At 64.5% G+C, this 12914-nt stretch carries 12 protein-coding genes and 1 pseudogene; 9 read left to right on the top strand and 4 right to left on the bottom strand.

Translation table 11 applies throughout. The annotated features are described in order from the left end of the window. The coding region (locus EXE45_RS20740; protein ID WP_206750469.1) for a hypothetical protein at positions 1 to 215 on the top strand (215 nt) is incomplete at its 5' end. 581 nt (positions 216 to 796) lie between these two features. Then, a complete protein-coding gene (locus EXE45_RS12455) occupies positions 797 to 1732 on the top strand; it encodes a hypothetical protein (RefSeq protein WP_137694518.1) in 936 nt (311 codons plus the stop codon). A 71-nt stretch (positions 1733 to 1803) separates the two neighbouring features. Here the strand turns inward: EXE45_RS12455 and EXE45_RS12460 are convergent, their stop codons facing one another. The 4 genes from EXE45_RS12460 to EXE45_RS12470 all read right to left on the bottom strand — a co-directional run bounded on the left by EXE45_RS12460 (position 1804) and on the right by EXE45_RS12470 (position 4165). Continuing rightward, positions 1804 to 2301 carry a hypothetical protein gene (locus EXE45_RS12460; RefSeq protein WP_137694519.1) on the bottom strand — a complete coding sequence of 166 codons (498 nt, stop codon included), beginning with the start codon at positions 2299 to 2301 and terminating at the stop codon, positions 1804 to 1806. Positions 2302 to 2532: 231 nt separating this feature from the next. Further along, positions 2533 to 2706: a hypothetical protein gene (locus tag EXE45_RS19650; protein ID WP_158294266.1), complete on the bottom strand. Its 174-nt coding sequence runs from the start codon at positions 2704 to 2706 to the stop codon at positions 2533 to 2535. Between the two features lie 50 nt (positions 2707 to 2756). After that, complete coding sequence (locus tag EXE45_RS20745) at positions 2757 to 2966, bottom strand: hypothetical protein (RefSeq protein WP_137694520.1); 210 nt, start codon at positions 2964 to 2966, stop codon at positions 2757 to 2759. Between the two features lie 131 nt (positions 2967 to 3097). Then, complete coding sequence (locus EXE45_RS12470; protein WP_158294267.1) at positions 3098 to 4165, bottom strand: M23 family metallopeptidase; 1068 nt, start codon at positions 4163 to 4165, stop codon at positions 3098 to 3100. A 131-nt stretch (positions 4166 to 4296) separates the two neighbouring features. On the opposite strand from EXE45_RS12470, the gene EXE45_RS12475 reads away from it, so the two are divergent. The 7 genes and pseudogenes from EXE45_RS12475 (at position 4297) to EXE45_RS12505 (ending at position 12843) form a co-directional block, all read left to right on the top strand. Beyond that, positions 4297 to 5175 carry an ArsR family transcriptional regulator gene (locus EXE45_RS12475; RefSeq protein ID WP_137694522.1) on the top strand — a complete coding sequence of 293 codons (879 nt, stop codon included), beginning with the start codon at positions 4297 to 4299 and terminating at the stop codon, positions 5173 to 5175. 292 nt (positions 5176 to 5467) lie between these two features. Next, positions 5468 to 7046 (top strand): annotated as a pseudogene (locus EXE45_RS21345) (transposase). 284 nt (positions 7047 to 7330) lie between these two features. Beyond that, a complete protein-coding gene (locus tag EXE45_RS12485) occupies positions 7331 to 8245 on the top strand; it encodes a serine/threonine-protein kinase RIO2 (RefSeq protein ID WP_092921005.1) in 915 nt (304 codons plus the stop codon). Between the two features lie 184 nt (positions 8246 to 8429). After that, the gene (locus tag EXE45_RS12490) at positions 8430 to 9686 is read left to right on the top strand and encodes an ABC transporter substrate-binding protein (protein ID WP_092921006.1); all 1257 of its coding nucleotides are present in this window, start codon (positions 8430 to 8432) and stop codon (positions 9684 to 9686) included. Further along, complete coding sequence (locus tag EXE45_RS12495) at positions 9683 to 10702, top strand: FAD-dependent oxidoreductase (RefSeq protein ID WP_137694523.1); 1020 nt, start codon at positions 9683 to 9685, stop codon at positions 10700 to 10702. Before EXE45_RS12490 ends, EXE45_RS12495 begins: the two co-directional genes overlap by 4 nt. Then, on the top strand, positions 10699 to 11913 hold the full coding sequence (locus EXE45_RS12500; RefSeq protein ID WP_137694524.1) for an iron ABC transporter permease: 1215 nt from the start codon (positions 10699 to 10701) through the stop codon (positions 11911 to 11913). Before EXE45_RS12495 ends, EXE45_RS12500 begins: the two co-directional genes overlap by 4 nt. Next, positions 11914 to 12843: an ABC transporter ATP-binding protein gene (locus tag EXE45_RS12505; RefSeq protein ID WP_137694525.1), complete on the top strand. Its 930-nt coding sequence runs from the start codon at positions 11914 to 11916 to the stop codon at positions 12841 to 12843. It abuts the gene before it with no gap. Positions 12844 to 12914 lie beyond the last annotated feature (71 nt).

The following is a 12914-nucleotide window of genomic DNA, read 5'->3' on the forward strand; positions in this document are numbered from 1 at the left end:
TCGACCGGCTGTTTCAGATGAGAATATATCTGAAGAATAGGATTTCAATAGAGCCGAAAATCCAGAGCGATCGGGGCGGAGAGACGTCCAATACACAGGTTTCAGCCAATAAGAAGACGTTTCAGAACGATATGAAAACGTTGTTGTCAAGAGAAGTCAACTTCTTCGTGGCATCGGAGGGTATTTCGTTATTGTCTCGCTCGCTGGCTGTGTAGGCGCGTTCTCGAGTGGTGCCCAAGACCCCGAATATCCTGGCGGACACTAGTCGTAAAGAATAAACGTGGTAACTCTGCCCCGGTCTCAGTGAGTACGAAACTGGACCAGTACACCGCCTCGTTCGACACCCCCGTTGCCGGTGAAGAAACAATCGTTCGTCGAGAGTTCGTCACTGCCGAACGGGGCGATATCGGCACTCTCAAATTCCGCCTTGGCGAGACTTAAGAACGACTCAGCGTCCAGTTTCTTCCCGAAGGCAGTGACGACAACCCGCCCGAGGTCGCCGGACTCACGTTCGAGAATGCCGTCGAGGCTAGTGTAAGCTGGACCGCAACAGGTGGGGCGTGGGCGTAGGCAGTTCCAGGCTCTCAAGACACATTCGCTACTGCTCATATGCGTGAGTCGAAGACCAGCTATCTGGTCGCCCGTTTGGCAACCTTGCCTCCGAGTCGGTCACGCTGGTACTGACAGCCCGCGAATTAGGCGGCCGGCCCGTGAAAATCACGGGCCATCTCGGCCGCTACGGGACCGTAAATACGATTAGCAAGCGATTTTTGAACCGAGCGGTCAGGGTGGGTATGTGAAGCGACGAACGGCCCTCACCACACTCGCAGCCCTCCCAACCGGCATCGGCTTCGCTGGCTGTTCCGCTCGTCAACCGACCTGTACCGACGGCTACACGGTAACGCTGGAGCCGCTGGACCGGGCCGCCCTGTTCGAACAGGTGGTCAGGGCCCCGCCCGAGACTGTTCGCACGTACACGGACTACCTGCTCCGGCTGTTCGCCCGTGACCCCACCACCGAACGGCGTACGCTCCCCAGCGGTATCGTCGACACCACCTTTCTCGTCGTTGAAGACACCTACTACCAAGCCGTCCGAACGATCGAGGAGGTCGCCGGCGTCGAGGTGACCCGGACGGTGACGCTGCCGGAGGGGTCGCCAACGCCGGACGTCCGATACGCCACCCTCGACCGTCGCGACCGGGCGGCGTTCCTCGCGGCCGACTCCGAAGGACTCCTCACAGATTCTACCGCCGACACCTGCGCCATCGTCCGCAACAGGGACGGCGACCCGCTCGAACTGACCCTGCGCTACCCCACAACTGCTGTCGGCGGCTTCCAGTTGACCGGCCCGGAGGCGGTACTGTTCGCGGTGAACGGGGCGGTCCTCCGGCTCACTCGAACCGACCGGGCCGAGCGAACGATTCGCACCTTCCGGATTCGGTTCGAACCCCGAGGCACGACGAGAGAAGCAGTCATCGGGCGCCTCCTGGATACGTATGGCACCAAATTGCCGAGGACGCCGCTGTCGCCGGCAGATCGGGCGTTTCTGGATGCGGCTATCGACGAACCCCAGACCGTCTGTACGGATGGCTCGCAAGCCTCGCCGGCGACGCCGACGCCGGCAGCCTCAATGTCTCTCCTGAAGACCCTACGAGACACCATGTTCGTCCGCTACGATGGGCAGTGGTACGACGCGAGCGTCTCGAACGACCAAGGCGCTGCTTCTGCGTGACCACTCCGGGAGAACGACGAGCGCGTCCAATTGAATTTGGGCCGGCTCAAGACGAGTCGAGATCCACCGAGCTATCCGCCCTCAGCAGGCTGATCGTAGTGGTCGTTCACACCGGCAGTCGTCACTACCCACGTCGTCTCGCCTGTCTCGCCCGTTACGACCGACAGGTACTGTCCAGCCTCACCCGCTTGCGGGTCAAACGAGACCGTTTCAGCGTCCTCGGATCGGGGCGGTGCACCGTCGACAGTGATCTTCACCTCGTACTCGATCGGTTCGGTGAATGCGTCCGGATACAGGACGGTGTCCCCGGGACGGAGCGACACCGACGCGTGTAGGTGGCGCTGTGGCAAAGGAACGCCACGCTCGTCACCGTCATCCGTCCGATAGGTCTCCGGAGCGTCGACGACGCGGACACCAAGCCTGTGGGGAAGGTCATCTAGGTTAGCGAACCCGAGACTCCCGGCCGAGGGAAAGACATCGTCGTCAGACCGCAGCCCACAGCCCGCAACTGAAACAGTGGCGGCCAGTCCGGTACACCTGAGGAGGGCTCGACGGGTCACACAGGGCATTAAGGGTATTTGATCGCGGGAGGTCAGTATTGTTTTTCATCTGCGCTGAGCTCACCCTCCGAATTACTCTTGCTGTTCTTGACAGGTGCTCGGTGGTTCATACGATGGTTGTTGTATGGACTGCGTATATACAGTACAGACTGACCGCGAGAAAGCAGCGGTGTCTACTCAGTATAGGGCACGCACTAACCAGTCGGTAGTTGTGTGAGAACTTGCTCCGGGCAACCGCGCTCAGAGGTTCGTGTTGTCAAGAACCCTGGTACTCCCTTCAAGAATCATGAACACGGCGAGCATCCGCCATGCGAGCGCCATATCGGCGAAAGCCGGAATCGTGAACGTCGTGATGACAACCGCAACCGCCCCGAGGACTTCCGCGGCCCCGACGGCTACAAGTACCCTATTCATGGATATAGAAAATATCAGTTATTCGAGATATTTTCACGCTGTAAATCGATTTAAATACCATCGCTGTATCGTAATCCGGTGTAAACCACGATCAGAAGTGCTACGAGGACGCCAATTAGAAAATTGAACCCGCTTCCGTCATATCCATAGGGTACTGACAGGTCAGTTGTCCTGTCCAGAATCATCAGTAATACAGCGAGGCCGGCGACACCGATGCCAATCAATCGACCGATATGCGAAGTATCCCGTTTGTCTGACATATTCTACGGATTGATGTGTGAATGGAAGATTGGTTTGCGAATTTCACCGTACCGACGGGCGAGACGGACCAGCACGGCAGTCCACAGAGTCAGGCCCGCGAAGACCGTCACCTGAACGGCGAGTCCGTCAATCACGCAGGCTCACCCCCCTCGGTACTGGCGGCCCGGTCGCCCGCCCAGAGGTACAGCGTCTCGGCCTCGTCAGGGGTGCCGTAAACATCGTGGTCGGCCCGCCGATCGTCGGGCCGGCGCACCTCAATGTCCCGGAACTGGGGGACGAGACCGGCAGCGATCCAGAAGTTCGAGTGGTCTTGGACTTGGAAGTGGAGGTGAGGTTCGGTGGACATGCCCGAGTTCCCACATTCACCGACGACGTCGCCACGGGAGACCTCCTCGCCGGGGGCGACCGTCACGCTGCCTTCCCGGAGATGGGCCAGTGTGCTGTACTCGCCGTCGTCGTGTTCGATGACGACGTAGTTGCCGACGATGTTCCAGGTTCGCCACTCTACTCGCGCGCTCCCGGGTTCGGGGTGGTCACGTAGGCCGTCCTCGACGGCGACGATGGTGCCGTCGGCGGGTGCCGTGACCGGCTCGCCGAACGCGTAGTAGTCCTCTAACCGCTGCCCGTTCCCTTCGTGAGTGTCTCCGTCATCGTCGGTAACCACGAGGTCGTAGGCGTACCGTTGGGAAACAAGCCCCCAGGAGTGGGACGTGGACTTGGTGATGCCGCCGTTGGTGACCGTCCACTCCCTTTCAACAGGGACGGAGAACTTCGTCGTCGGTGTCTTGCGAGTTCGATTGGGCGGTCGCCCGCGATGGCGGATGTAGGCGACGGCGGTCCCGCCCGATTGGAGGAGTTGCGTAAACAGTCCCCAGGGGGTAATCATAAAGACGAGTTGTGAAACGATGATCTTCGCCCGTGCCCAGTTCGACAGGCCGTGGTCATAGCCGTCCTCTGTCGTCGAAACGGTCGCCAGCACCAGCGGCAACACCCCGCCGATGAGGTACAGGATGTTGTCCGCCGGTTCGGGCACGCCAAAGTGGTCGGCAGTCAGACCCAGGGCGAGGAACACGCCCACAATGGCGAAGCTGTTGCGGTTGGCCAGCCACTCGACGACCTGCCGGAACGCCGATAGCTCTGAGTCTGTCTCCTCAGCCGACGCGGATCGGTCGGCAGATGCATTTAGGTTCTCACTCATCAGTCTAACCCTTGTACCAGTGGATATTAGTGGTTTTGAGAATTCAGGTTCACAAGTCTTGGTACCAAACCACATTTCTATGCCGGCCAACCGGCGGTAAGCTTACTACGATATCACACAGACTAACTCATATGACCGACGGCGAGGGACGCCTCGCTCAGCCTCGGGACGCGTTTGCTCTGTTGAGTCACGATCTCAGGCTGGAGATCCTACTGGCCCTGCTGTCTCACTGGGAAGCCGTCGATACCGAGCCCCAGCGGTACTCCGAGTTGATGCGGGCGGTCGGAATGGAGGACAGCGGGAAGTTCAATTACCATCTCGACAGGCTCCGAGGTGTCTACCTCCGGAAGACCGACGCCGGGTACGTCCCGACCGCTAGCGCCACCGCGCTGTACCGCGCCGTCCTGGCCCACCGGCCGACTGCGACGCCCGACCGTACCCACCTCGATCCGGGCGTCGACTGCCCCCGTTGCGGGGCGGGGCTCGCTGGCGTCTACGAGCGTGAGTTCTTCTCGTTGCGGTGTGGCTCCTGTGACAGTGTCGTCGAGGAGTTCACCTATCCGTTACCGAAGAACGGCCTGGCTGAGCGGACCGACCGGGAGGTACTTGAAGCCGTCTACGACCGCGCGCGCGAACATATCGGCCTCGCCCGTCGTGGGCAGTGCCCTGACTGCGGTGGGACGACGACGCGGACCGTGGAGGCGTCGGCCGTCACGGAGACAGAGCCACCGATTCACATCGACTGTGACACCTGCACGTGGACGGTTCGAACCGGATTCATGCTACCGTTTCTAACCGATGCCCGTGTACTGGCAGCTCTAGACGCGGTGGGCGTGGCAGTCGAGGAGTGCTTTCCGTGGGAACTCCCTAACCCGACGGCGACGGTGACCGACACCGAACCCGCGGAGGTCGATCTCGTCGTGACGACTAGCGAGGGCGAAGTGACGATCACCACCGACAGCGACCTGTCGGTACAAGAGATCCGGACAGACTGCCGGGCATCGGAGTAGTCGACGTGAGCGGTCGATGTGCTGCTCTGGCGAGGATGCCTGTAGTAACCGGTTAGGTGGATGTCACGATCTTATTGAATCCATTCTCTACATGTTTCACCGATATTCTAATATATTTCACACAAGTTGCCACTCATCATAGTACGTGTCCCCCCTCTATTGAGCGTTTAGAAGGGTTCTTCCTGAAAACGTGTTCTCTACCGGTTAGTGCCTTCGACACCCCACTCGGACTACCTTCTGACATCTCGCCCAGAAACGGTTCACTGACTGGCCCACTTACGATACGACACCGCTGTACGACCGGCACTCGCTCGCTGCGCTCGAAGAAGACATTCGGACCGTCGCCACGGTCTGGTTCACACACGAGGCCCACGCCTCCGTCGACGAGTTCGCCTGCCACTACCCCCTCGCCTACCATGATTTCGGACCGAACGACCGGTACGCCAGCTCGTCACAGTACAAGATGAGCCAGCTATTCCGAGTCTTCCTGCTCGAAACACTCCACGGCTGGGACCACGAAACGGCCCTGCTCGAGTATCTTGACCAGCAACCGGAGCTTTGTGAAGAACTGGGATTTGAAACCATCCCAGATCAATCGACGCTGTGGCGTAACTGGCACTAGCGGTTCACGTCCGATCTCCAGGAGACGGTCCAGACGGCTGCGCGGACGATTCTCATCAAAGCGTCCCAGGCGGGCGTTGCCGTCCCCCGCGAACCCGACATCAGCCATCCACTGCGCGATATCGATGATGAGGAGACGGATCTGAACGACCAAACCGTCCTCAACCGGACTGAAGACATCACCGATCACGTCAGCCGCATCGTCTTCCCCACGTTCTCCTTAGACCGTGGCGAGGGCTGTGAGATCTACGAGAACGCCTACTGGGGCCTACAGACATATCTCGGACTTCGCGAGCGGCTGGCTGCGAACGGAGGTGCTCGTAGTTCCCTCTACGAGTCGACTCGGGATCGGACGCTACTGGGGCACGCCCACCGGGAGCAGATTCGGAACCTCTCGATTGACCAAGTGCGAGAGATGTACCGGCAGGCCAGCTCTTGAACGAAGTTGCGGAGACAGAGCAGTTCTTTCGAGCCGGAATCGTCGCAATCGACATTACCGAAGCTGATCCTTTCACAGGTAACCGCACGGGCCACGAGGACGAGATCATCGGGACGAAGGAGAAGACCGACGAGTACGCTTACCAGTGGGCGACAGTCCAGCTGGTCGGTAACGCCGTCCCGCTGGTCCTCGATGCCCGCCCGGTACGGAAAGGCGAGTCACGACTGGAAATTATCGAGGATTTGCTAGATTCGGCTGAAGAGCTCGTCCACGTCGATAACGTGCTGATGGACCGGGAGTTCGATAGCCAGCACGTCTTGGAGATGATCAGCCAGCGTGGCCTGTCGTGTGTCGTTCCCAAGCGGATGCAGACCAGTGAGAAAGCGCAGGCAAAGCGGTTGCTCCGACGTGGTCAAGACCGCTACGAGACCGACCGGAAGCTCCACCTCGAGAAGAACGAATGGCACGAGACGACGTTGATCTACCGTCGGAAAGAAGACTCCGAGCACGACGACCACCGGCAGTACTCGGTGTTCATGACGAATTGCGGGAGCGGTCACCTCAAGAGTACGGGTTTCGGTGAGAGATCGAGAGCGGCTACAGGTCAATAAAGCGGTTCATGGCGGCGACGACGTCGAAGAATTTCGAGCTCCGATTCTTTTACTTCGCATTCGCGTGTCTTTTGTACTCGATTTGGCGAGCGGTCGATTTGCTCGTCCAAGTTCAGTTGACGGGTGAGTACGAACACCCACTCATTGTGACGGCCGACAATACGCTCACGCTGCTGAAGAAGGAGACCGGAATCGGATAGAGAGATACTCTGTCCGGGCCAATCCGGATTCCTGAGTGGCAACGCTGCCGGGGATCTTGAAAATTCACTGGTCTAGTTGGTAGTACGACACCAGAATACTATCGAGAGTAGATCCGAAGCAGTTTCGCCTCGAAAATTCGCCCGAAACCACGCATCACAGCCCCGATAAACCCGCTGTAATCTCAACTTCCATGCAGTCCGAATTCTATATCGCGTTATCCGATTTATTATCAGATCCTCCCGAACGCGCGTCCCTTTTAGGATTCGCCGGAGTAGGGGCGCGTATGGTGCGAAACGTCGCCGGCGACATGGCGGAGCTCGACCCCGAGGACTTCTACCTCCTCTCGGGCGTCGAGCAGGGGATGCGCTTCTCGGAATGGGTCCGCCGCGACAAGCTCCCGGAGTACGCCGACCTGACGCGCGAGGAGGTCGACTACCGGATCGACCGCTGTCTCGACCGCGAGCTGATCGAGCGGAAGACGATCCAGTACGAGGGGTACCAGCTCACCTTCGAAGGGTACGACGCCCTGGCGCTCCGGACGTTCGCCGAGCGCGAGACGATAGACGGGGTGGGGTCGCCGCTCGGGCTCGGCAAGGAGGGCGACGTGTACGAGGCGCAGTCGTTCCGGCCGCTCGCCCTGAAGTACCACCGGGAGGGGTACACCAACTTCCGCGAGGTGAACCGCGGACGCGAGTACACCGCCGACCGGGACCACGTCTCGTGGCTCTACACCGCGCGCAAGGCGGCCGAACGCGAGTACGAGGCGATGGAGGAGCTGTACCCCGACGTGAGCGTCCCGCGACCGGTCGACCACAACCGCCACGCCATCGTGATGGAGAAGTTCGCCGGGGCGGAGCTCTCGCGCGCGACGCTCGACCCGGAACAGGCGGTCGGCGTCCTCGACCTGATCCTCCGGGAGCTGGCGACCGCCCACGAGCTGGGCTGGGTCCACGCCGACGCCTCCGAGCACAACGTCGCGGTCGCCGAAAGCGGTATCACGATCTTCGACTGGCCGCAGGCGGTGTCCGTCGACCACGAGAACGCGCGCGAGTTCCTCGAACGCGACGTCGAGAACCTCACGCGGTACTTCGCTCGTAAGTATCCCCACGAGGTGCCTCGAAACGCCGATATCGACGGTATCGCCGGCGCTATCGCCGACGGCTCGTTCGAGAGCGTTCGGACGTTCGGCGCCGAGTAAAGCGTATGGCGCGATACGAAATACGATTCGCGACCGATCCGCCTTCGAACGGCTCCTCTCTCCCACGGGTCGCCCCGTTCCCGCTCCGCCGCCGCCGCTCGCGCATTCCTCGGGACTGCTCGCTCGTATTTAGGCCCACCTAAGATTCGAAACCGCTTTAAATCTTTAGGGTGGCCTAAATCGTATGGGATCAGACGCGGACCGACTCGCCGGCACGCGACGCGACGCGATCAGGTACGTCGGCGCCGTCGCCGGCGCGGGACTGCTCGCCGGATGTAGCGGAAGGGACGCGGCGCCGAGCGAGTCCGAGGACGGGAACGGATCTGCGGACGGCGGCTCCGGCGGCGACTCGTCGGACGGGAACGCTGGCGCGGACGCGTACACCGCCTCGATGGCCCCGGTCGGCGAGGTGACGTTCGACTCGGTCCCGGAAGACGTGCTGGTGTACAGCCTGCTGTACGCCGACCTCGCGGTGGCGCTCGGCCACGGCGACGCGGTCAACTCGCTCGGGTTCGACGCCGACGCCGGCGGGAACACGCTCGACGCCTACTACGCCGACCTCGACGGCGTCTCCTTCGACCGCGACGGGCTCACGCAGCTCAACTCCGGATCGGGCGGCGGCATCTCCGTCGACCGCGAACTCCTCTACGAGCTCGACTCCGACCTCCACCTCGCCGACCCCGCCCTGTTCGCCTCCTTTGACGGCTGGAGCGCGGACGATGTGGCCGAGATCCGCGACAGAGTTGGACCGTGGTTCGGCAACGTCTACAGCCGGCGGCACTCGGAGCCGCCCGCGCCGTACCGCGACGACTACGAGTACTACGGACTCTCGGAGATCGGCGAGCGCGTCGCCGCCGCGTTCCGGGAGGAGGAGCGGTTCGCCGCGCTCGACGCGGTCCGCGAGGACCTGATCGAAACGATCCGCAGCGACCTCCCGCCGGCCGAGGAGCGGCCGACGGTCGCGACGCTCATCTACATGGACGGGACCTACTACCCCTCGCGGACCGACGACCCCGGGTTCGCGAACGCGCACGTGCGCCCGCTCGACGTGCCCGACGCGTTCGCGGGCGACGATGTCACCTACGAGACGGCCTACGACCACGAGCAGCTGCTCGAGGTCGACCCCGACGTCGTCCTCCACCAGTACGGGATCGCCTCCTACTACGACGTGGGCGCGATCCGCGCGGAGCTGTCGGAGCACCCGGTCGCGGGCGATCTCTCCGCGGTCGCGGACGACCGGTTCTACCCCTCCGGCACCCCCGTTCAGGGGCCGCTGATGAACCTGTTCCAGCTGGAGATGACCGCGAAGCAGCTGTTCCCCGACCGGTTCGGCGAGTGGCCGGGCTACGAGCACGGCGACGACTACCCGGAGATCCCCGCCGACGAGCGGCTGTTCGACCGCGAGGAGGTCGCCTCGATCGTCGCCGGAGGGGCGGAATGAGCCCCGCGGTCGACCGCGACGTCGTCGTGGTCGGGTGCGGGCCCGCCGGCTGCGCCGCCGCGGTGTTCGCGGCGCGCGACGGGCTCGACGTCGCCGTCTTCGACCGCGGCCGGTCGTCGCTCGCCCGGTGCGCGCACCTGGAGAACTACCCCGGGTTCCCGGCGGGCGTCGACGCCGGGACGCTCTCAGATCTCATGCGCGCGCAGGCCGAGCGGGCGGGCTGCGCGGTCGTCGACGACCTCGTCGAGTCCGTCGAGCGCGCGGGCGACGGCCCCGACGAGGCCGCCGGTGACGTCGAGTCGTCTGCGTCTCCCGACGCCGACGGACCGCGCTTCGTCGTCACGCCGCAGACGGGCGATCCGGTCGCCGCCCGCCGAGTGGTCGCGGCGACGCGCTACGACGGCGAGTACCTCCGCGGACTCGACGGTGACGACGCGATGTTCGAGGTCCACGACCACGGCGGCGAGACGCACGAGGGATTCGACCGGGAGTACGCCGACCGCGACGGCGGGACGCCGGTCGACGGGCTGTACGTCGCCTCCCCCTCGGACGCCGACCGGCAGGCGGTCACGGCGGCGGGCAGAGGCGCTCGGGTCGGTAAGCGGGTCGTCGCCGACGCCCGGATCGACGACGGCTGGTGGCCCGAGGCGGCCGAGGGCGTCGACTGGGTCCGCCGGGAGGCGGAGCTCGACGACGAGTGGGCCGACCGCGACCGCTGGGTCGAGTGGTTCGACGAGACCCACGCCGACGGGCCGGTCGACCCCGACTCGGAGCGGTTCGCGCGCGTCCGCGAGGCCGCGGTCGACGACGCGCTGTCGGCGTACGTCGAGGTCGACGAGGAGGCGGCCCGCGCCGGCGCCGGCCACCGCGCGCTCGCCGAGCGCCTCGACCCCGAGGCGGTGGTCGACGCCCACGGGACCGACGCCCTGCTCGACGCGATGGACGACGAGGCGATCGCGGCGCACGTCGCGGAGGACGACCCGAACGCCGAGCGAGCCGAGGCGGAGTCGCCATGAGCGACGGGGAGGCGAGGACCGACGGCGGCTCCGTCGCCGACGGCGAGGGCCGGACGGTCGGCGGCGGGTCCTCCGGGCGACCGGTCGAGGGGAACCGGCTCGGGTGGCTGTTCGAGCCTCGACTCGCGACGGTCGTCGCGGGGAGCCTCGCCCTGGTCGCCGTCGCGGGGCTCGTCCAGGTGAGCTACGGGGCGTACTCGATGACGGTCGGGCAGGCGTGGCGGGCCGTGCTCGACCCCGCCGTCCTGCTCGACCCGCGGTGGCTGCTCAACTTCCTCCTCGGCGAGGGGCTGATGCGGACGGTCACGGGGTTTCAGGGGGAGCTGCCGGAGCTCGCGCGCGAGACGCTCGTCGTCTGGACCATCCGCCTGCCGCGGGTCCTCGTCGCCGTCGTCGTCGGGGCCAACCTCGCCGTCTCCGGCGCCATCTTCCAGGCGGTGACGCGGAACGAGCTCGCGAGCCCGTTCATCCTCGGCGTCTCCTCCGGGGCCGGGCTGATGATCCTGCTCACGCTCGTCGTGTTCGGCGGGTTAACGGCGTTCTTGCCGCTGATCGCGGCGCTGGGCGGGTCGGTCGCGTTCTTGGTCGTCTACGCCATCGCGTGGAAGAACGGGACGAGCCCCGTGCGGCTCGTGCTCGCGGGCGTGATCGTCGGGACGGTCTTCAACAGCCTCCAGACGGGGCTGTTCTTCTTCGCCAACGACATCGGTGTCGTCCAGTCGGCGATCCAGTGGACCACCGGCTCGCTGACCGGGACCGACTGGGAGCAGGTCCGGATGGCGCTCCCGTGGACGCTCGCGGCGGTCGCGCTGTCGCTCGCGGGGTCGCGGCAGCTGAACCTCCTCCTCCTCGGGGAGCGGACGGCGAAGTCGCTGGGGATGTCGATCGAGAAGGTTCGGTTCGCGCTCTCCGGCGTCGCCGTGCTGGCGGCGGCCGCCAGCATCGCGGTGGCCGGGATCGTGAGCTTCGTGGGCCTCATCGTCCCCCACGTGGTGCGGAACCTCGTCGGCAGCGACTACAAGCGCGTGATCGTCGGCTGCCTGTTCGTCGGCCCGGCGCTGATGGTCGGCGCCGACGTCGGCGCGCGCCTCGGGATGAGCGTGCTCACGGGCGCCGACGCGCAGGTCCCGGTGGGGATCGTCACCGGGCTTGTCGGCGGGCCGTACTTCCTGTACCTGATGCGGCGACGGCAGAATATGGGTGACCTCTGAATGACCATCTTCCGCGCGAACGCGACCGAGTCGGAGGAATCGAGCGGCGCGATCGAACCGGCGGCTGACGGCCCGGGCGACGCGGCCGAACCGAGCGGCGCAGACGGGGCGGACGGTCCGGGCGGCCCGGCGGCCGACGCCAGCGACCTCGACGCCGAGGACCTCGTGTTGGGGTACCCGACGGCGCCCGAGCCGGTGATCGACGGCGAGTCGATCGCCGCCGAGCCGGGCGCGGTGACGGCGCTCGTCGGGCCGAACGGCTCCGGGAAGAGCACCCTGCTGAAGGGGCTCGCGAACCAGATATCTCCCGAGGACGGCTCGGTGCTGCTCGACGGGCGCGACGTTCACTCGATGGACACGAAGGCGCTCGCGAAGCGGCTCGGCCTGCTCTCGCAGGAGAGTACGTCGCCGGACAGCATCACCGTCGAGGACCTCGTGTACCACGGCCGCTACCCGCACCGGGGGTTCTTCGAGCGGACGACCGCCGAGGACGCCCGGGCGGTCGAGCGCGCGATCGATCTGGCGGGCTGCGGTCACCTGCGCGACCGCGAGGTCGGGAGCCTCAGCGGCGGGCAGAAGCAGCTGGCGTGGATCGCGATGGTCTTAGCGCAGGACACGGACGTGCTCCTCTTAGACGAGCCGACGACGTTCCTCGACCTCCACCACCAGATGGAGGTGACCGAGATCATCGAGACGCTCCGCGACGAGAGCGAGGTCACCGTCGTCGTGGTCCTCCACGACATCGAGCAGGCCGCGCGGCTCGCCGACCGCGTGGTCGCGCTCGCGGACGGCGAGGTCCGGGCCCGCGGCCCGCCCGAGGAGGTCGTCACCGAGGAGCTGCTCTCCGAGGTGTTCCGCGTCGACGCCGACGTCGTCGCCACCGACCGCGGCCCGCGGGTCACGCCGATCCGCGCGCGCCACGAGGAGTGACCGGCCCGCGGGGGCCGGCGTGTCAATTAATTTTAGGCCGACCTAAAGATCGGAACGATTAACTTGGTTTA

The sequence above is a fragment of the Halorubrum sp. SP9 genome, assembly GCF_005435015.1.
GTDB classification, from domain to species: Archaea; Halobacteriota; Halobacteria; order Halobacteriales; family Haloferacaceae; genus Halorubrum; species Halorubrum sodomense.

Excerpts from the sequence above, each read along its gene's own strand:
- EXE45_RS20745 (WP_137694520.1), bottom strand. The coding sequence starts at position 2,966 with ATGTCAGACAAACGGGATACTTCGCATATCGGTCGATTGATTGGCATC.
- EXE45_RS12505 (WP_137694525.1), top strand. The coding sequence starts at position 11,914 with ATGACCATCTTCCGCGCGAACGCGACCGAGTCGGAGGAATCGAGCGGC.
- EXE45_RS12470 (WP_158294267.1), bottom strand. The coding sequence starts at position 4,165 with ATGAGTGAGAACCTAAATGCATCTGCCGACCGATCCGCGTCGGCTGAG.
- EXE45_RS12460 (WP_137694519.1), bottom strand. The coding sequence starts at position 2,301 with ATGCCCTGTGTGACCCGTCGAGCCCTCCTCAGGTGTACCGGACTGGCC.
- EXE45_RS12485 (WP_092921005.1), top strand. The coding sequence starts at position 7,331 with ATGGTGCGAAACGTCGCCGGCGACATGGCGGAGCTCGACCCCGAGGAC.
- EXE45_RS19650 (WP_158294266.1), bottom strand. The coding sequence starts at position 2,706 with ATGAATAGGGTACTTGTAGCCGTCGGGGCCGCGGAAGTCCTCGGGGCG.
- EXE45_RS12475 (WP_137694522.1), top strand. The coding sequence starts at position 4,297 with ATGACCGACGGCGAGGGACGCCTCGCTCAGCCTCGGGACGCGTTTGCT.
- EXE45_RS12500 (WP_137694524.1), top strand. The coding sequence starts at position 10,699 with ATGAGCGACGGGGAGGCGAGGACCGACGGCGGCTCCGTCGCCGACGGC.
- EXE45_RS12495 (WP_137694523.1), top strand. The coding sequence starts at position 9,683 with ATGAGCCCCGCGGTCGACCGCGACGTCGTCGTGGTCGGGTGCGGGCCC.
- EXE45_RS12490 (WP_092921006.1), top strand. The coding sequence starts at position 8,430 with ATGGGATCAGACGCGGACCGACTCGCCGGCACGCGACGCGACGCGATC.